The 18353-nt window shown below is 69.5% G+C and carries 21 protein-coding genes; 7 read left to right on the top strand and 14 right to left on the bottom strand.

Going from position 1 to position 18353, the window contains the following annotated elements; genetic code table 11:
- Positions 1–54: 54 nt before the first annotated feature.
- Complete coding sequence (locus AUL33_RS09825; protein ID WP_062207066.1) at positions 55–579, bottom strand: metallophosphoesterase family protein; 525 nt, start codon at positions 577–579, stop codon at positions 55–57.
- A gap of 161 nt (positions 580–740) precedes the next feature.
- On the opposite strand from AUL33_RS09825, the gene AUL33_RS22130 reads away from it, so the two are divergent.
- From AUL33_RS22130 to AUL33_RS09815, 3 genes are all read left to right on the top strand, one after another.
- Positions 741–905: a hypothetical protein gene (locus AUL33_RS22130; protein ID WP_156419347.1), complete on the top strand. Its 165-nt coding sequence runs from the start codon at positions 741–743 to the stop codon at positions 903–905.
- 75 nt (positions 906–980) lie between these two features.
- Complete coding sequence (locus tag AUL33_RS09820) at positions 981–1271, top strand: hypothetical protein (RefSeq protein WP_062207064.1); 291 nt, start codon at positions 981–983, stop codon at positions 1269–1271.
- A gap of 76 nt (positions 1272–1347) precedes the next feature.
- Entirely contained in the window at positions 1348–1557 is a 210-nt protein-coding gene (locus tag AUL33_RS09815) for a hypothetical protein (protein WP_062207061.1), read from the top strand.
- Positions 1558–1691: 134 nt separating this feature from the next.
- Here the strand turns inward: AUL33_RS09815 and dhaL (AUL33_RS09810) are convergent, their stop codons facing one another.
- The 11 genes from dhaL (AUL33_RS09810) to AUL33_RS09755 all read right to left on the bottom strand — a co-directional run bounded on the left by dhaL (AUL33_RS09810) (position 1692) and on the right by AUL33_RS09755 (position 14319).
- Positions 1692–2339: a dihydroxyacetone kinase subunit DhaL gene (gene dhaL / locus AUL33_RS09810; RefSeq protein ID WP_062207060.1), complete on the bottom strand. Its 648-nt coding sequence runs from the start codon at positions 2337–2339 to the stop codon at positions 1692–1694.
- A 37-nt stretch (positions 2340–2376) separates the two neighbouring features.
- A complete protein-coding gene (locus AUL33_RS09805) occupies positions 2377–3372 on the bottom strand; it encodes a dihydroxyacetone kinase subunit DhaK (RefSeq protein WP_062207058.1) in 996 nt (331 codons plus the stop codon).
- Between the two features lie 49 nt (positions 3373–3421).
- Entirely contained in the window at positions 3422–4192 is a 771-nt protein-coding gene (locus AUL33_RS09800; RefSeq protein ID WP_062207240.1) for a GolD/DthD family dehydrogenase, read from the bottom strand.
- 123 nt (positions 4193–4315) lie between these two features.
- Positions 4316–5299: a substrate-binding domain-containing protein gene (locus AUL33_RS09795; protein ID WP_062207056.1), complete on the bottom strand. Its 984-nt coding sequence runs from the start codon at positions 5297–5299 to the stop codon at positions 4316–4318.
- Between the two features lie 101 nt (positions 5300–5400).
- A complete protein-coding gene (locus AUL33_RS09790) occupies positions 5401–6405 on the bottom strand; it encodes an ABC transporter permease (RefSeq protein WP_062207054.1) in 1005 nt (334 codons plus the stop codon).
- Positions 6406–6461: 56 nt separating this feature from the next.
- Positions 6462–7940, bottom strand: a complete 1479-nt coding sequence (locus tag AUL33_RS09785) for a sugar ABC transporter ATP-binding protein (protein WP_062207053.1) — start codon at positions 7938–7940, stop codon at positions 6462–6464.
- A gap of 239 nt (positions 7941–8179) precedes the next feature.
- Positions 8180–8860: a dihydroxyacetone kinase subunit DhaL gene (gene dhaL / locus AUL33_RS09780; RefSeq protein WP_062207051.1), complete on the bottom strand. Its 681-nt coding sequence runs from the start codon at positions 8858–8860 to the stop codon at positions 8180–8182.
- 46 nt (positions 8861–8906) lie between these two features.
- Positions 8907–11006: a bifunctional sugar-binding transcriptional regulator/dihydroxyacetone kinase subunit DhaK gene (locus tag AUL33_RS21600; RefSeq protein WP_082652480.1), complete on the bottom strand. Its 2100-nt coding sequence runs from the start codon at positions 11004–11006 to the stop codon at positions 8907–8909.
- Positions 11007–11205: 199 nt separating this feature from the next.
- Positions 11206–12186: a transaldolase gene (tal, locus tag AUL33_RS09765; RefSeq protein ID WP_062207049.1), complete on the bottom strand. Its 981-nt coding sequence runs from the start codon at positions 12184–12186 to the stop codon at positions 11206–11208.
- Between the two features lie 276 nt (positions 12187–12462).
- On the bottom strand, positions 12463–12735 hold the full coding sequence (locus AUL33_RS09760; protein ID WP_062207047.1) for a DUF2312 domain-containing protein: 273 nt from the start codon (positions 12733–12735) through the stop codon (positions 12463–12465).
- Between the two features lie 114 nt (positions 12736–12849).
- Complete coding sequence (locus tag AUL33_RS09755) at positions 12850–14319, bottom strand: SNF2-related protein (protein ID WP_062207045.1); 1470 nt, start codon at positions 14317–14319, stop codon at positions 12850–12852.
- Between the two features lie 107 nt (positions 14320–14426).
- Here AUL33_RS09755 and AUL33_RS09750 point away from each other — a divergent pair, with 107 nt between their 5' ends.
- From AUL33_RS09750 to AUL33_RS22780, 3 genes are all read left to right on the top strand, one after another.
- On the top strand, positions 14427–14624 hold the full coding sequence (locus AUL33_RS09750) for a hypothetical protein (protein ID WP_062207042.1): 198 nt from the start codon (positions 14427–14429) through the stop codon (positions 14622–14624).
- A 123-nt stretch (positions 14625–14747) separates the two neighbouring features.
- Positions 14748–15056: a hypothetical protein gene (locus AUL33_RS22785; protein WP_062207040.1), complete on the top strand. Its 309-nt coding sequence runs from the start codon at positions 14748–14750 to the stop codon at positions 15054–15056.
- Positions 15057–15202: 146 nt separating this feature from the next.
- Complete coding sequence (locus AUL33_RS22780) at positions 15203–16096, top strand: N-acetylmuramic acid 6-phosphate etherase (RefSeq protein ID WP_244492095.1); 894 nt, start codon at positions 15203–15205, stop codon at positions 16094–16096.
- 10 nt (positions 16097–16106) lie between these two features.
- On the opposite strand, the gene AUL33_RS09735 is transcribed toward AUL33_RS22780, so the two are convergent.
- Both AUL33_RS09735 and AUL33_RS09730 read right to left on the bottom strand, forming a co-directional pair.
- Positions 16107–17378 (bottom strand): GNAT family N-acetyltransferase, encoded by a 1272-nt coding sequence (locus AUL33_RS09735; RefSeq protein ID WP_192843169.1) that lies wholly within the window; start codon positions 17376–17378, stop codon positions 16107–16109.
- An 87-nt stretch (positions 17379–17465) separates the two neighbouring features.
- Positions 17466–18014: a DUF924 family protein gene (locus AUL33_RS09730; protein WP_062207034.1), complete on the bottom strand. Its 549-nt coding sequence runs from the start codon at positions 18012–18014 to the stop codon at positions 17466–17468.
- 68 nt (positions 18015–18082) lie between these two features.
- On the opposite strand from AUL33_RS09730, the gene AUL33_RS09725 reads away from it, so the two are divergent.
- Complete coding sequence (locus AUL33_RS09725; RefSeq protein ID WP_244492093.1) at positions 18083–18349, top strand: sulfurtransferase TusA family protein; 267 nt, start codon at positions 18083–18085, stop codon at positions 18347–18349.
- Positions 18350–18353 lie beyond the last annotated feature (4 nt).

Genomic DNA, 18353 nt, shown 5'->3' with positions numbered 1-18353 from the left:
CTGCGCACCCCCCGCTTGCGGATGCAAGCGCGGCTTGCGGATGGGTTTGGGCGTTCAGGCTTCGATCAGTGCGGCCCCGGGCTTCGCACCCCGCCGGCGGGAGGCGAGGATCTCGGTCAGCGTCGCCGGCCCCTGCGGAAAGACGTCGATGCCGACATCGTACTGGCGCGGCAGCGGCTTCAGCTTGCCATGGGAGTGGCCGTGAATGTTGAGCGCGCCCTTGCCCATGCCGTTCCAGGTGCGGAACGGATAGTGGCAGAGCACCAACCGCCGCCCCTCCACGTCGAGTTCGGCATAGGCCTGGACACTCGCCCAGCCCAGCCGAAGCGTCGCCTCGTCGTCGTTGTTGCCGGTGATGAGATGCTTGTCGCCGTTGAGGCGGGCAAAAAGCGCCTGCTTGACCTCGGCCGTTCCCCTTGCGAAATCGCCGAGGTGCCAGACCTCGTCGCCTTCGCCCACCCGATGGTTCCAGCGCTCGATCAAAGCTGCGTCGTGGGCGGCGAGATCTTGGAAGGGGCGGCGATCGAGACGCAGGATGCGCGGATCGCCGAAATGGGTGTCGCCGGTGAAGAAGATCATGCGAGGCGGGGCCTTCAGTCACCTGTCGGCGAGGATTTCGGAGGGCGGATACTAGGGTGACGCCCGCCGGCGGCAAGGCAGCCCTGCGCTGGTCTGCCTTGATCTCGGCTTGCTCAAGGTCTAGTCCGACCGCCCGATCAACGCAGAAAGGAAAGACACCGATGTCGCAGACCCGTTCGCTCCAAACCCGTTCGCCCTTGACCCGGAACGACCTCGTGCGCCACGAAGGCCGCGATGCACGCGATCGCCAGCGTTCGCGCAAGGACAACCCCTACCGCCCCGGCAGTGCCGACTGGCGCGCCTGGAGCGAAGGCTTCGGCAACTGAGCCGACCGACCGACGACCATGGCCAGGCCGCGCCCCCGCGGCAGGCCCGCACCCCACAACCCGAAAGACCGATCCATGGCGAGCACCGACGACACGCTGAAGGTCATGGCCGGCGCGATCATGAAGCTGCAGAGCCAGTTGCAGGCGCAGGACCAGCTCCTGAAGGCCCTCTATGCCGAGCGCGCAACGCAGCGCGGCCTGTTTCCCAAGGAAGCCGAGGAAGAGGTCGGCGGCATCGCGGCATCGGTGGACCGCGCCTCGCGCGCCGGGTTCGAAGGCGAGGAACGCCACCTCGCGGAGGTGAAGTCGGCGCTGCGCCTCTTCGGCGACACGCTGCGCGAGCGGCTCGAAGAGCGCCAGATGTAAGGCGCATCGGCGGCGGGCAGCCCGGCGCCAGCTTGCGGGCCTAGCCTCCCCTCCAGACCCCGGGAGGAACCGCGCCATGTTCGAGGACATCAACCTGCAGCGCGTCGCCGACGTGACGGCCCGCCTCAACGACATCGTGCGCGAAGTCGAAGCGCGCAACGCCGCCCCGCAGTTCGCCGCCGCGCCGCCCCGCCTCAGCGCGATGCAGCGGCCGGACGTCGACTGGTACCGGCAGGTGACGCACAGCCTTGAGGCGATGCACCGGGCTCTGGCCGAGGAACGCTAGAGCCTGTCCCGACGAAGCGGACACACCGTCGTCGGACACTGCGAACACGACGAAGACATGGAGCACGCCCGGCGAACCGAAGTTCGCGGGACGTGCCCGGAATGCGTGCGTCGGCCGGGATCCCGGCGGTCCTCTCAGCCGTCCGTCAGCTTGGCCTTGGCGCCCGAAGCCAGCACCGTGAGGATGAGGGCGCAGGAGGTGGCGCCGGCATCGAGCACGCCGCGCGAGCGCTCGCCGAGACGGGCCGAGCGGCCGACCTTGGCGACGAGATCGATCGTGGAATCGCGCCCCGTTTCCGCCGCCGATGCCATCGCATCCAGCGCTTCGGCGAAAGACTTGCCGCCGGCATGGGCGGCGTCGAAGGCCTCCACCGCCGGTACGAGGCAGTCGATCAGCGTCTTGTCGCCGACCTTGGCGTCGCCCACCGACTGGATGCCTTCGAGGCCCTTGTGCAGCATGGCACTGAGCGTCGCCGCGTCGATCGCCTCGACGCCCTCCAGCACCTCGGCGAACTCTGTGAACATCATCCCGTAGAGCGGCCCCATCGAGCCGCCGATCTCGCTCATCAGGACATCGCCCAGCGTCGCCATCGCAGCCCCAAGCGCCGCATCCGTGCCGCGCAGCCGGTCGGCCGCCATGCCGAAGCCCTTGGCCATGTTCACGCCGTGGTCGCCGTCGCCGATCTTGCCGTCGATCTCGGAGAGATAAGCGCGGTTCTCGACGATCCGCTCGGCCATCGCCAGCACGATGTCGCCGGCGCCGGCATTTTCGAACGTCTGCATTCGTCTCATATCCTTATCGAAGAAGGGCGAAGAACCGTCAGGCCATGGCCGGGCAGCGGGCGTCGGCATCGAGGAGCCGCTTCAGCTCGGGGTCGAGCGCCAGCACCGTCAGCGTCGCGCCGACCATTTCCAGCGAGGTGAAGTAGTTGCCGATGAGCGCCTTGTGGACGGTCAGCCCGCGCGCGGCCATCTCGGTCTCGATCGTGTCGTAGAGCATGTAGAGTTCGTTCAGCGGCGTCGCGCCGAGCCCGGAGACGAGGACGGCGACCTCGGTGCCCGCCGCCAGTGCATGGTCGTCAAGGACGATCGCGGCCATGTCGCGCGCGACCTCTGCGGCGGTCTTCAGCGGCTCGATGCGGATGCCGGGCTCGCCGTGATGGCCGATGCCGACCTCCATCGTGCCGGGCTCGATCTGGAAGTTGGGATGGCCGACCGCCGGCAGGGTGCAGGGGCCGAGGCCGATGCCGACCGAGCGGCAGGCATCGATCGCGCGCTGCGCGGTGGCGCGCACCTCTTCGAGCGAGGCGCCCTCGGCGGCCTTGGCACCGCCGATCTTCCAGAGGAAGATCTCGCCCGCCACGCCCCGGCGTTTGGCGCGCTCGTCCGGCCCAGCCGAGCAGACGTCGTCGTTGGCGACCACGGTCGCGATCTCGATCCCGTCCTTGGCCGCGAGCTTGGCGGCCATCTTCACGTTCATGTTGTCGCCGGCATAGTTGCCGTAGAGGCAGACGACGCCCTTGCCGGCATCGGCGGCCTTGAACGCCTCGTGGAAGCTCTTGGCGGTGGGCGAGGAGAAGAGCTCGCCGACCGCCACCGCGTCCAGCATGTTGCGGCCGGTATAGCCGATAAAGGCGGGCTCGTGGCCCGAGCCGCCGCCGGTGACGACGCCGACCTTGCCGGCAACCGGCGCGGCGGTTGAGATAACGACGCGCCGGTTCGTCTCGGACAGGCGCACGAGGTCACGATGGGCCTTCACGAAGCCTTTCACGGTGTCGTCGACGACCTCGTCGGGATTGTTGATGAAGCGCTGCATGTCGGGACGATCCGTTGGTTCGAGCAGGTCAGGGTGACACTTGCGAGCGTCAGAGAATGGTGTAGCCGCCATCGACCAGAAGGTCGGCGCCGTTAATCATCGCGGCGGCATCGGAGGCGAGGAAGACGGCGGCGGCGGCGATCTCGTTGGGGAAGGCGAAGCGCCCGGTCGGGATCCGCTTCTTGGCCGCCTCGCCCTTCTCGCCGGCCCAGGCCGACTTGCCGAGTTCGGTGAGGACGATCGTCGGCGAGATCGTGTTGACGGTGATGCCGTGCCGGCCCCACTCGGCGGCAAGCGTCTTCGACAGGCCGATGACGCCGAATTTCGAGGCGCAATAGGCGACGTGCTCCTCGATCGCGACCGTGCCGGCCTGCGAGGCGAGGTTGACGATGCGCCCGCCGCGCCCGGCCGCGATCATCGCGCGCCCGGCAGCCTGCGAGACGAGGAAGGTGCCCTTCAGGTTGATCGCGATCGTGCGGTCCCACTGGTCGAGCGTCAGCGCCTCGGCCGGGGCCAGCGCCACGATGCCGGCGCTGCTGACGACGATGTCGGGGCTGCCGAAGGCTTGCGCGACCGCCGCGAAGGCCGCCTCGACGGACACGGGGTCGGAGACGTCGCAGCGAAAGGCCGCGGCCTTCGGCAGCGCCGCCGCGGCCTCGTTCGCAGCATTCATGTTCATGTCGAGAAGGCCGACGCGGGCGCCCTTCTTCGCAAAGGCTTCGGCCACGGCGCGGCCGATGCCCGAACCGCCTCCGGTGACGAGGGCGACCTTTCCGGCGAGCGAGAAGTCGAGGTCGATCGGGGGGGCGGCGTCGGTCATCGGGCGGGCTCCGTCGGATACGCGCGAAAGGGAAGGATCGGCCGCTTCGCCCGGCGACAGCGCCGGGCGAAGCGATTCGGCGGAGGCGGCACGCAAAGCGCCGCCCCCTGCCCTCAAGGGAGGTTACTTGCGGCTCTCGAGCAGCTGGTCCGCGTTCGCCGTGGTGACCGGCGTCCAGGGCACGAGGTAGTTCTTGGCCTTGCCGTCGGCCCATTCCATCGACGGATACTGCTTCCAGATCGGCGACTGCGGCTGGTAGTCGGGCTTGACGGCCTTGATGGCGATGTCGAGCGAGCCCTGCGCCTGCGCGTTCGCATCCTGCAGGATCGAGGCCATCTCGCCGGCCTTCACCGAGTTGATCGCGTCGGTGACGCCGTCGATGCCGGCGATGGCGAAGCTCTTGACGTCGAGGCCGGCGGCCTTGATCGCCTCGATCGCGCCGAGCGCCATCTCGTCGTTCTGGCCGATGACGCCGTTGATCTGGCCGGGATGCGAGGTCAGCCAGTTTTCCATCAGGGTCTGCGCCTCGGCGCGCGACCAGTTGCCGGTCTGCTTCTCCAGCACTTTCACGTCGGGGCAGGCGGCGAGCGCCTTTTCGTTGCCCTCAAGGCGCTGGATCTGGCCGGACTGGCCGATCGGGCCCTCGATGATCACGAGATTGCCCTTGCAGCCCATCTTGTCGAGCACGGCCTTGCCCTCGAGCTCGCCGGCCTCGACGTCGTTGGAGCCGACATAGGCGGTGAGGACGTCGGAATTGACGCGGGCGTTCGAGCCGACCACCGGGATGCCGGCATCGACGGCGGCCTGCACCGGCGCAGCGCCGGCCTCGACGTCCATCGGCACGAAGATGATCGCGTCGTACTTCTGCGTGATCATCGTGTTGAACTGCTCCTGCTGGACCAGTGCGTCGTAGCGACCGTCGAAGACGGTGACCTCGACTTCGCCGCTCTTCACGGCCGGGTGCTGCTGCAGCGCGGCGGTCCAGATCTGCATGAACTCGGCGTTCAGACCGTAGACGGTCGCGCCGATCTTCAGCTTCTCCTGCGCCATCGCGGACGGGGCGTAGAGCGCGCTCGCCATGGCCAGCGCCAGCATCATCTTCTTCATCGGTCTTCCTCCCTCAAGGATCGCGGCGGCGTCGTCCTGACGCCCGCCTGCGGGTCTCGAACCGGCGCTCCCAGCACCGGTCGGATCGTGCCGGGGCCTTCTCAGGCCCCCTGATTGCGCTTCTGGTCGAGCATCACGGCCCCCACGATCAGCGCCCCCTTGAGGATCTGCTGGTAGTAGGACTGGATGCCCATGAGATCGAGGCCGTTGTTCATGACGCCGATGATCAGCGCGCCGATCAGCGTTCCCGTGACGCGCCCGACGCCGCCCGACAGGCTGGTGCCGCCGATCACCACGGCGGCGATCGCGTCGAGCTCGTAGGCGATGCCCGCCTGCGGCAGGGCCGAGCCGGTGCGCGCCGAAAGGATCATGCCGGCGAGGCCCGACAGCGCGCCGGAGATGACGTAGACGAGGAAGCGGATGCGCGAGACGTCGATGCCGGACGTCTTGGCCGCATGCGGATTGCCGCCGACGGCGTAGATGTAGCGGCCGAAGCGGGTACGCGCGAGGATCCACCAGGACAGGGCGAAGACCACGGCGAGGATCACCACGGGCATCGGCACGCCGAGGATGTTGCCGGTGCCGATCCAGCGGAAGTCGGGCACGAGGCCGGGCACCGGGCGTCCGCCGCCGTAGATCAGCGTCATGCCGCGCGCCGCCGAGAGCATGCCGAGCGTCGCCACGAAGGCGGGCACCGCGAAGCGCGAGACGATGAGGCCGATGAGCGCGCCGGATGCGACGCCGACGAGGATGCCGACCGCCAGCGCCAGCGCCACGGGATAGGGGCCGCCCGCGACGCCCGCCGCCGAGGTCGTGGCGAAGCTCGCGCTGACCATGCCGGCGAGCGCCACCACCGAGCCCACCGACAGGTCGATGCCGCGCGTCAGGATGACGAAGGTCATGCCGATGGCGAGGATGCCGTTGATCGACGTCTGAAGCAGGACGTTCGAGATGTTGCCCGCGGTCAGGAAGTATTCGTTCGACACCGAGAGGATGACGACGAGAAGGAGGAAGGCGAGGAAGATGCCGTATTCCTGGATGAGCAGGCGACGGCGGTCGGAGCCGAACCATCCCTTCCCGGCAGTGGCAGTCTGGACGTCGGACACGCGTGAGGTTCCTTCGGGCAAGTTGCGTCGGGCGCGTGGCGCGCGGCCCGCTTGTGTCAGGTCGAGAGGTGGACGAGCGACTGGGCGCTGGCCTGCGCCCTCGCCTCGATGCCGGCCGAACGCCCGTTGCGCATCACCATGATGCGGTCGGACATGCCGAGCACCTCGTCGATCTCCGAGGAGATCATCACCACCGTGCCGCCCTCGGCGGCGAAGTCGCAGATGATGCGGTAGATCTCGCGCTTGGCGCCGACATCGACGCCGCGCGTCGGCTCGTCGAGAAGCAGCACCCGCGGCCGGCGCAGGAACCACTTGCCGAGCACCACCTTCTGCTGGTTGCCGCCCGAAAGGCCAGAGACCGGCATCGTGTCGCGCGCCGCCTTGATGGCGAAGCGCTCGATCATCCGTGTGCTGGCCTCGGCCTCCTCTGCGCGGCGCATGACGAAGGCAGGGCTCATTTCCGGCAGGCTGGCGAGGCCGATATTGCCGCGCACGCTGTCGGCAAGATTCAGTCCCGTCTGTTTGCGGTCCTCGGTGACGAAGGCGAGCCCCTCCGCCATCGCGTCGGCGGGCCTGGAGATCGCCACCGCTTTGCCGTCGACGAGGATGCGCCCGACCGAATGGCGGTCGAGGCCGAACAGGGCATCGAAGATCTCGGTGCGGCCCGATCCCATCAGCCCGTAGATGCCGAAGATCTCTCCCTTGCGCACGGTGAAGGAGATGTCCTCGATCTTGCCGGGGCTGGCGAGGTTCTCGACGGCGAGGCCGATCGTCTCGCTCGGCGCGTTCGTCTTGATGTATTCGTCGCCGAGCTCGCGCCCGACGATCATGCGGATGAGGCCGGGCCGGTCGGTCTCCGTCATCGCGCCGCTCGCCACGTAGGCGCCGTCGCGGAACACGGTATAGCTGTCGGCGATCTGGAAGATTTCGGACAGGCGGTGTGAGACGTAGACGATGCCGCGCCCCTGCGCCTTCAGCCGGGCGATGGCGGCGAAGAGCTGCTGCGCCTCGCGCTCGCCGATGGCCGAGGTCGGCTCGTCCATGAAGATGACTTCGGCATCGTGGCTCAGCGCCTTGGCGATCTCGACGAGCTGCATCTGCGCCACCGAGAGCGTCGCCATCGTGCGCTCGGCCCGGATGTCGAATTCCAGCTCGTCGAGAAGGCGCTGCGCCTCGCGGTTCATGGCCCGGAAGTCGATGCCGCCGAAGCGGCGCGTCGGCTCGCGGCCGAGGAAGATGTTCTCGGCGACGCTCATGTGCGGAACCGGGCTCAGCTCCTGCTCGATGATGGCGATGCCCGACGCCAGCGCCTCGGCCGGCGAGGAGAACTCGACCTCCACACCGCGCCGCCAGATCGCGCCGGCGTCGCGCTTCTGGATGCCCATGACGATGGAGAGGAAGGTGGACTTGCCCGCGCCGTTGCCGCCGCACAGCGCATGGACGGAGCCCGGCGCCAGTTCGAAGCGACCATCGCGGAGCGCCGCGACGCCGCCAAAGGACTTCTTGAGCCCCTCGACCTTCAACAATGGCTGCACGCTGGAGACCTCCCGTCCGAACCCGGCCTCCGACTATCGGTCAAAGATCCGCCGGACACTCCGACCTCCCACGGTCACCTCCGGTCCTGACATAATTCAACGGAGCGTCGACATGTGTCAACTCAAGAATGCCATCGTCCATGGTGCATTGCACGCACGGCAGCGGCCGCCAGTGGGAAGCGTCCCGGCGGCTGGGCGGGTTTCGGATCGAAAGGGTGAGGAGCGGCGGGAGCGCCAGCTCAGCCGGCGGGGCCGAACACCGCCGCCATCGCTTTGAGGATGAGCACGGCCGAGACGGCGCCGGGGTCGAGATGGCCGAGCGAGCGCTCGCCGAGACGGGCGGCGCGCCCGCGCGACGCCACCATCGAGCGCGTCGCCTCGGCGCCCTCCCCGCCGGCCGCCACCACGCCATTCCAGAAGGCGACGGGCGCGTCGCCACGCACTAACGCCACCTCGGCGGCATCACGGGCCGGCAGCCAGGCGTCGAGCATCGTCTTGTCGCCGCGCCCGCCCTTGCCACGCTCGGCGATGCCGGCCGCGATGGCGGCGAGCATCTGGGCCTGCTCGGCGAGCCCGAAGGCGTCCGCGCCGTCCAGGCGCTGCGCGGCGCGCCGGAAGCCGGTGGCATAGAGCGGTCCGGTGGAGGCGCCGACCGCGTCGAGAAAGGCGGCGGCCGCCGTGCGGAACACCTCGGACGGGGCGATCGCGTCGCGGCCGGGCGGCCCCAGCGCCGTTACCACCGCGCGCAGGCCCAGCGCCATCGTCGTGCCGTGATCGGCGTCGCCGATGGCCCCGTCGAGATCGCAGAGCGCATCGCGCTCGGCCTCGATGGCGGCGGAGGCCAGCGCGAACATGCGCACCAGCGCCTCGCCGGGATGCCCGTCCGATGCTCCCTGGGTCGTGGAAGCCGGCGTCGTCATCGCGCCCGCCCTTGCCCGCCGGACGCCGCGCGGGGCCGCGCGGTCATCAGCCGATGCGCAGAAACGACGTATCGCATGGATGCTCCAGAAGGTCGGCGAGTTCGGGGTCGAGATGCAGGATGGTGATCGAGGCGCCCGCCATGTCGAGCGAGGTGCAGTAATGGCCGACGAGGCTGCGCGCGACTGCGACGCCCTTGGCCTCCAGCCGCTGCTCGACGCGGCGATAGAGAAGGTAGAGCTCCATCAGCGGCGTCGAGCCGAAGGAATTGACGAGCACCGCCACCCGGTCTCCCCGCGCGGCCGGCATCTCGGCGAAGATGCGGTCCATCACGGTGTCGACGATCTCGTCGGCCGGGCGCACGGGCTCGCGCAGGATGCCGGGCTCGCCGTGGATGCCGACGCCGACCTCCATGTCGTCGGGACCGAGCGAAAAGTTGGTGCGTCGGCTCTGCGGCATCGAGCAGGGCTCGAGCGCGACGCCCATCGTGTAGGTGCGGGCATTGGCGCGGCGGGTCACGGCCTCGCAGCGCTCCAGCGGCCAGTCGCGGTCGCAGGCCGCGCCCGCGATCTTGAAGACGAAGACGTTGCCGGCGACGCCGCGCCGCCCGTCCCGGTCCTCCAGCGCCGAGGAGGCGACATCGTCGGTGGTGACGACGGTGCGCACGGGAATGCCCTCCTCGCCCACCAGTTCGGCCGCCATCTCGAAGTTCATCGTGTCGCCGGCATAATTGCCGTAGACGAACAGGACGCCGGCCCCGCCGGAGGCAGCGCGCGCGCAGCGCAGGATCGGATCGGGCGGGGGCGAGGAGAAGATGTTGCCGACCGCCACGGCATCGGCCATGCCGCGCCCGAGATAGCCGAGAAAGCAGGGCTCGTGCCCCGCCCCGCCGCCGGTGACGAGCCCGACCTTGCCCGGCCGCGGCCCGGAGCGGGCGCGAAAGCCGCGCCGCGTGCCCGCGACGGGTTCGAGATGGTCGCGATGGGCGCGATGGGCGCCGTCGAGCATCTCCTCCACCACGTCGTCGGGATCGTTGAGGAATTTCTTGACGAAGCGGCGTCCCGGCTCGGCATGCGAACCGGCGGAGGGCGTGGATATGCGCACGGGCCGGCGGGGCGTGGCGAGCGGCGGCGCGCCGTCGGCATCGAGAATGCCCTTGCCGGTGGCCGCGTCGGTGACGAGCACGTCGACATAGCCGCCGCGCAACGCGGCCAGGATCGCCGGCACCTTGTCGTAGCCGCCGGCCACCGCGATGCGCCGCTCGATCCGCTTGAGGTCGGCGAGTTCGATGCCGACCGTGCGCTCGTCGAGCGGCCCCGCCACCGGCGCGCCGTGCGCGTCGAGGAACCGGCCGGCAACGACGCCGACGGCGCCGCGGGCGAGATAGTCCTGCAGCGGCACCGAATCGAAGAAACCGCTCGTGTGGATCGTCGAGTTCGGGCGCAGCGACGCGATGCCGAAGAGCGCGCGTTCGGCCCGTCCGAGCGCGGCGAACTGGGTGCGCAGCAAGGGCTCGGCGAGGAGCATGTCGCGCATCGCCAGCGAGGACACGACGCCGGGCGCGGTCAGCGGCACGCAGCGCCCGTTGAGCGCCTCCGCCAGCGTCGCGGCGCAGAGTTCCGGGGTCCAGGGCGAATCCGCCGCCATGCCGCCGGTCGCCTGCACCACCGTCACGTCCTGCAGGCCGGGCGAGGCGGCGGCCTTCGCGACGGCCAGCACCGTGCGCCCCCAGGCGACCGCCACCGTATGGCCGGAGCGCACGAACTTGCGCATGGCCAGCGCGCCGGCCGAGCCGAGGCGTTCGATCGAGGGGCCGGCGGGATCGCCCACCGGCACGACGAGGCAGTCGTGCAGGCCGAAATGGGCCTTGAGCGCCTGCGCCACCGCCAGCGAGGCGAGGCGGGCGGGATCGAGCGCGATATTGACGATGCCGAGTTCGCGGGCATCGGCGAGATAGGCGTTGACGGTGGCGCGCGAGACGCCCATTGCCTCGGCGATCTCGCCCTGCGTCAGCCGGTCCTCGTAGTAGAGCCAGCAGGCCCAGACGCGCGGATCGTCGCCGAAGCGCAGTGGAATGGGGTCGTCGGAATCCGCGGCAAGGCTGCGGGACGCCCGCCCCTTCTGGATCGACGCCGGCCTGTCGCTCAATCCCGTCTCCCCTTCCCGCGCCCGGATGCCCCCGCCCGTGGCCCGCGACCCATCCGCGCTATCACGAAATGCACCGGGGGCGAAGGTGGATCCATCACGGGAACGCCGGGCTCGGCAAGCAAAAGCCCCGACCTGCAGGCCGGGGCTCTCGTTGGAAGGGCGCCGTCATGGTCGCGGCGCCGAAGATGGATGGCTCGGGTTACTGAGCGGCCTGCGCGGTGCGGGCGCTTTCGAGGCGTCCACGCACGATCGTGCGCAGTTCCTCGAGATCCTTGGCGAAGGAGCGGATGCCCTCCGAGAGCTTCTCGGTGGCCATCGCGTCCTGGTTCATCGCCCAGCGGAAGCTCTTCTCGTCGAGCTTGATCGGCTCGACCTTCTGCGCCGTCTCGGGCGAGAGCTTGCGCTCCAGCGTGCCCTCGGCCTCCGACAGTTCCTTCAAGAGCGCCGGGCTGATCGTCAGACGGTCGCAGCCCGCGAGCGCTTCGATCTCGCCGACATTGCGGAACGAGGCGCCCATGACCACGGTCTTGATGCCGTTCGACTTGTAGTAGTCGTAGATCGAGCGCACCGAGAGGACGCCCGGATCGGTCTCGGCGGTGTAGGTCTTGCCGGTGGACTTGGCGTACCAGTCCATGATGCGGCCGACGAAGGGCGAGATGAGGAAGGCGCCGGCATCGGCGCAGGCGATCGCCTGCGTCTTGTTGAAGATGAGCGTCAGGTTGCAGTCGATCCCCTCCTTCTGGAGGATCTCGGCGGCACGGATGCCCTCCCAGGTCGAGGCGAGCTTGATGAGGATGCGCTCGCGGCCGACGCCACGCTCCTCGTAGTCTGCGATGATGCGGCGACCCCGGTTCACCGAGGCCTCGACGTCGAACGACAGGTCGGCGTCGACCTCGGTCGACACGCGGCCGGGAACGAGGCCGGCGAGCGCGGTGCCGACGGACACGGCGAGGCGATCGGCGACGGCGTTAACCACCTTCTCGCCGGTGCCGCCCTGTTCGGCACCCCAGCTCAGGGCCTCGTCGATCGCATCGGCGAAGGACGGCGTGCCGAGAGCCTTGAGAACAATCGTCGGATTGGTGGTGCAATCCACCGGCTTCAGGTCACGCACCGCCTCGATGTCGCCGGTGTCGGCGACGACCGTGGTCATGTCGCGGAGTTGATCGAGCTTGGATGCCATGGTCGCTGCGCCTTTGCCTTGGGTGGAGTGCGGCGATCCGCCGGGCAAACGCCCACCGTCCCGACCGCTTGAGTCGCTCATGTCCTTCCATATAGGCATTTTGAACGCCGGTCGGAAGAAGCCGCGGGCAAGGACTATGCTGCACCGCAGCGCGCGCGGTCTGCGGCAGGCGCCGGATCGGTCGAGATGGCGGGCGAGATCGCTCGCCTGCGGCCGGCGATCGTCTGCTCCGGCGGGGCGGCTGAAGCGCCGCTCCGCGTCTTCGAACGTCCCGCCTCAGGCGGCCTTGGCGACCGTCTCGTCCGGGGCTTCGTCCATCGCGCGCATGTAGACGTCGAGGAGCGTGTCGTGCTCGTCGCGCTCGTCCTGGTCCTGCTTGCGCAACTTGATGATCTCGCGAATGATCTTGACGTCGAAGCCCTCGCCCTTGGCCTCGGCGAAGATTTCCTTCTTGCCTTCCGACAGCTCCTGGATCTCGAGCTCGACCTGCTCGATGCGCTCCACGAACGAGCGGATGCGACCGCCCGCGATGCCAACCGTGTCCGACATGATGACTCCTTCCTGAACTTGCCGCCGCACTATCGCGGCAAGTCGTAAGGGGGGCGTTAACGACGATGGTCCGCCGAGATCCCGTCCACGACCCTTCGAGAAGGGTTCCTGCCGTCAGGAGTCCGGGTTGCCTTGCGCCGCGCCCATCGCCTCGGCGATGGCGTCGAGGAGCGCCGTGTCGTCGCCGGCCATGCCGTCCATCGCCGCCATGCGCGAGACCGCAAGGCCCGCGATGCGCTCCTCCACCGTGCCTTCGGCATAGGCGTAGTAGATCACGGCGCGCTGGCCGTCGCGGTGGCAGCGGCCCTCGATCTGCCCGAGCTGGATGGCGCTGTGGCGCATGTCGTGAACGATGAGCGAGCGCTCGCGCTCCCCGCCCGGCAGCTCGCCGCGATGCAGCGAGATCGATTCGGTGACGGTGAAGACCGCGGCATCGAGCGCGCCGGTCTGGAAGGCGACGCGGGTCGCCTCGTTCACCTCGCCCGTGCGCTCGCCGTTGATCTCGCCGACCCGCCAGCCACGCCCGGACAAGGTCTCGGCCAGCATCGCCGAGGTTTCCAGAAAGGCGACGGAGACCGCCACCTGTCCGCCGTTGCGCAAAAGATCTTCGGCGAAGTCCGCGGTGCCGCGCACCCGCACAAGGCTGGCCTTCTGGCGAAAGCGCAGGTCCGCCGCCCAGCCGGCGGGCTTGCGCGTCGAGCCTCCCGCCAGTCCGAACTCGCGGCGGAACTCGCGCCAGGTCGCGTCGTAGAGGCGGCGGTCCTCCGGGGCGAGCGCGACGGGGGCGAGCTCGCGCTGCACCTCCGGCCAGCCGGCGATCTCCTCGGGCCGACGGCGAAGGCCGATCGCCTGTGGGCCACGATAGAGCAGCGCCGACATCGCCGCCCGGTCGCGCTCGTTCGGCTCCCAGCGCCAGTTCGGCCAGCGCCCCTTGGCGCCGCCGATGCCGAGGCGCTTCAAGAGCAGCCGGAACGAGCCGAGATCGTCGCCCGCCCCCTCGCCCGCGCCCTCGGCGAGCAGGCGGCCGAGATAGGAGAGCTCGAACGGGGTCTGCCCGGCGGTGGCCGAGAGGAAGAGCGTGAAAGCTGCCGTCTTCGCCAGTTGCCGGCAGACGAGCCCCTGCTGCGAGGCGGGGTTGCGGATGCGGTGGCTCTCGTCGATCACCACGAGCGGCCAAGGCCGTTTGGGGCTCCCCTGCCGCGCCAGCTCGTTGTTCTTCGCGCGCGTCGAGCGCCGCTTGCTCGCCGGGGGCGGCGCCATCAGCGACTTGGTGCGCTCGAAATTGAGGATGGTGACGCGCTGGCCGCTCGGCGGCGACAGCGCGATCGTGCGCCGCCATTGCGGGATGGCGCCCTTCGGGCAGATCACCAGAACCTCGCGCTCGGGCATCAGGGCGACGGCCGCCCAGGCCGAAAGCGTCTTGCCGAGACCGGTGAGATCGCCGAGCAGGAAGCCAGAGCGCCCTGCCGCGCGGGCCGCCAGGATCGCGTCGCGCGCCGTGAGCTGATGCGGCCGCGGTACGAAGCCGGGCTCGATGGCCACGGAGGGAGCGGCGGCGGTGGTTCGGGGGCGGGTCGCAGGCATGCCCCGGCTCTACAGCATCGTCTTACGTGACCCAACGGGTGGAGCCGAAGGAAACGTCCGGCGCCGACCTGCGTTGTCCTTCTAATGCCCTTCGAAAGGAGACGCTCATGTCGCACATCGAGCCCAACATCATCGACCCCGCCAAGGGACCGCCGATCCCGCCGCCCGACTCCAACCCCGACCTGCCCGGCTACGAGCCCGGCGGTCCCGACGACATCCGCGAGCCCGACGGCGACGTGCCGCCGATCGAACCCGACCCGGAAGACGGCGGTCGCCCGGTCCCAGGCGACATCGAGCGGGCCTGAACGACCGTTGGCAGCCTATCCTTCCTGTCCAAAGAGTAATGGAACGCATCGTTCCGGCCGAACTTGATAAGGCGACGGGAGTATTCGCGGCGCCAGCGCCCGCTCCCCCTGAGGAGACATTCGATGAAACGCATTCTCACCGCCGCCGCCATCGTCCTGTTCGCCGGCTCCGCCTATGCGCAGACCACGACCACGACGACCGCGCCCTCCAACGACGAGTCGGTCATGTCGGGATCCTCGTCGATGAACAACACCGATGCCGCCCTGCCCGGCGGCAGCCAGGCCAAGCCGACCGGCGCCGCGCCGATCGTGAAGCCGGAAACCTCCGGTGGGCCCTCGGCTCAGCCGAACACGACGGGCACGACCGGCGCCGACACCGCCAGCGACTCGACCCCGTCGGGCGGCATCGTTCCCGGCCAGACCCCCGAGTAAACTCGGCTTCGCCGACATCGAGCCCCGTTCGACCCTCAAGGTCGAGCGGGGCTTTTTTGGTTAAGTGCCGCCCCCCGGAGAATCTTCAGCAAGGCTTGGCCGGGAACCCGGCGACAGGCGCATGGTTTGTTCGAATAGGACCGGACGTGTCTGACGGCTCGGGCGACCGCCCGTCGTCAGCACATCCCGAATGCGAGGAGACGGGCGCCTTGAGCGATCTCGACGAGACCGAACGCGCCGATCCTCGGTTCCGCGATCTGGAAATGCGTTCGCCGGCCGAGCTTCTGGCGACCCTCCTTGAGGGCCAAGCGCGAGCGAACCTCGCTGTCGAGACGGCGCTGCCGTCGATCGAAGCCGCCGCCATTGCCGTAACAGGACGGATCGCCGCCTCGCCGCAGTCCCGCCTCGTCTATGCGGGTGCGGGCACATCGGGGCGTCTGGCCATGCTCGACGGCGTGGAACTTGGACCGACCTTCGGCTGGCCGACGGAGCGGACGGAGTTTCTTCTGGCAGGCGGCACGGCCAGCCTGTCGCGCGCCCGAGAAGGGGCCGAGGACGACCGGACAGCAGCGGTCACCACCGTTCGCGAGGCCGGGATCGGGCGTTGCGACGTGGTCATCGCGCTCGCCGCCAGCGGTCGAACGCCGTTCACCTGCGAGATCGCCGCGGCCAGCCGTGCCGCCGGGGCGCTGGTGATCACGCTCGCCAACAATCCGGACACGCCGCTGCTGCGGGCCGGCGACCACGCCATTCTCCTGCGCACCGGTTCGGAAGTGCTGGCCGGCTCGACCCGCATGGCGGCGGGAACCGCGCAGAAGATCGCGCTCAATCTTCTCTCGACCGCCGTCATGGTGGGTCTCGGCAAGGTGTTTCGCGGGCGGATGATCGACATGCACCCGACCAACCGAAAGCTTCGCCGCCGCGCCGCGCGGATGATCGCCGACGTGACGGGCTGCGGCGAGGGCGACGCCATCGCGGCGATGGAGGTGTGCGAGGGTGACATCCGCGCGGCGATGCTGCGGATCGAGAGCGGCGGCTGACCGCGGCCGGTCAGGTGCGACGCAGCAGCCTGGCGACCCGCGCGCGCCAGAGGCGGCGACGCTGAAGGCGCCGGCGCGACTGCGCGAGATCGCCCGCGATCTGGCGCACCCGGTGCTCCGTGTCCGGCGTCAGGCCGATCACCAGCGTGCCGACGCGCACGCGGCCCTTCCAGAGGCGGTTGGCGATCCGATGGTCGGGCATCGCGCAGCTGTCGAGACGCCGGATCGCGGGATCGGCGACCATCGCCTCGCTCGCCAGCGCAGCCACGAGGCTGCCCGGTCCAGCCCGGCGATGGGTTTCGTCATAGGCGGTCTTCCACGCCGTGGCCTCGCCCTCGCAAACGAGAACCACGAGGCTCGCCACCGCCCGCCCCTCGACGCGTAGCGTGTAGATGCGAACCCGGTCCTGACGTGCCAGCCCGTCCACCGCCTCGCGGGCGAAGGCGACGCGGTGACGATCGGCAAGCAGAGCGGAGCGTGCCCGCCCCTTCCACCCGGAGGCTTCGAGCAGCAGAAAATCCTCGAGCGCGTCTCGCGTCTCGGCCGGGTCCTGCGCCACGGTGAAGGTGACGTCGCCCGCCGTGCCGAGGCGCCGCAGCCGTCGGCGATGGTCGCGGTAGCCCTTGGCGCCGAGCGTGCGCACGAGGAAGTCGAGGGGATCGCCGGTCGCATCGAGCACGGCGCGGTCGCTCTCGTCGGTCACGAGGACGGGCAGCGCGCGGGCCTGTGCCGCTCGCGTCATCACGCGGGCCATCGCGCCGTCGAGCGTGAGATCGGGCAGCACGAGAATGTCGGGCAGATCCTCGCCGGGCGCGCGCAGCGCCTCGAACAGGCTCGCCGCCGTGCCGGCGGGATCGTCGCGGTCGAGCGGCAGCGTTCCCAGCCGGCCGAACGGATGGGTCCAGGCGCGAACCGCCTTGCGGCCGCCGAGGCGGGAGGTGCGCTCGACCGAGAAGGGCATGAGGAAGCGCAGGCGCGAGCGCGCTCCGTCCTCGTCGCGCGCCACCATCAGGCGCACCGCCCGATCGTCGAGGCGCGGCATGGCGGGCACGAGGAAGCGCGGCGAGAAGAAGACGTTCGGCTCGACCGAGCGATGCGTCAGGTGTTCAAGCTCGTCGACGAGGTCGAAGGCGGCATGCGCATCGTAGATCGCGGTGCGCCGGGTGTAGGTTGGCAGGGACACGACATCGGCGGCACCGGCCGCCAGCGAGGGCGACGCGGCCGAAGGCAGGACAGCGGACTCGGGGTTGAGGTCGAGTTCATCCGTTCGGGCCAGGCGCACGTCGTAGTTCCCGTCTGTCTCCGGCATCCCGGATGGGGCGCCTCACCACGACAAACGTTAGAGGATCGACGTTAAAGGAGTCTGCGTTCAGCCCTTAAAACCCCCGGCATCCAGAAAGGCGCGCTCGTCCGGCGTCGTGGTGCGACCGAGAATGTCGTTGCGATGGGGAAAGCGACCGAACCTGGCGACGATATCGCGATGCTCGACCGCGAAGGAGACGTTCTCCTCGCCGATCTCCTCCATCCAGCGCACGCAGGCCTCCTGGTCGGCGGGGTCTTCCGAATGCATCAGCGGCATGGCGAGAAACTGGTTCACGTCCTCGCCGACATGGTAATGGTCGCCGCGCTCGAGCGCGGCCTTGGCGATCGCCAGCGCCTTGTCGTCGGTGGCGAAGGCGCGGGGGCTGTCGCGGAACATGTTGCGCGGAAACTGGTCGAGCAGCAGCACGAGAGCCAGAGCCCCGTTGGGATCGGCGGCCCAGCCGTAGAGTTCGCCCTGCGCGGCCAGTTCGTAGAGGTCGCCGAAGCGCTGGGCGATCGCCGCGTCCAGCGCCTCGTCCTTCGTGAACCAGCCGTCGGGGCCGAGGTCGCGCCAGAAGTCGACGATGGTCTGCGGGTCGATCGAATAATCGCTCATGGGGTCGCTTGCGAAACGGAGGACGAGGGATGGGCGAAGTAAAGCCAGGCGAAGATAGGATCGATCACGTGTCTGCGAAAGACGCGCTCGACGGAACGCAAGGCGTGCTCGATCTTCGCGGCCTCAAATGCCCGCTTCCCGCGATCCGCACAGCCAAGGCGCTGGCGGCCGGCGCGCCCGGCACCGTGTTGACGGTGATCGCCGACGATCCGCTGGCGCCTCTCGACATCGCCCATCTCTGTGCCGTCGAGGGGCACGAGATCCTGGCGCGCGAGGGTATGGCCGTTCAGGCGGTCCACTTCACCATCCGCCGGGGCGGCGCGACCGCCGGCTGAGGCG

Origin of the sequence: Aureimonas sp. AU12, assembly GCF_001463705.1 — a bacterium.
Taxonomy (GTDB): domain Bacteria; phylum Pseudomonadota; class Alphaproteobacteria; order Rhizobiales; family Rhizobiaceae; genus Aureimonas.
Note: the sequence above shows the minus strand (reverse complement) of the source record. Positions and strands in the feature narration are given on the sequence as shown.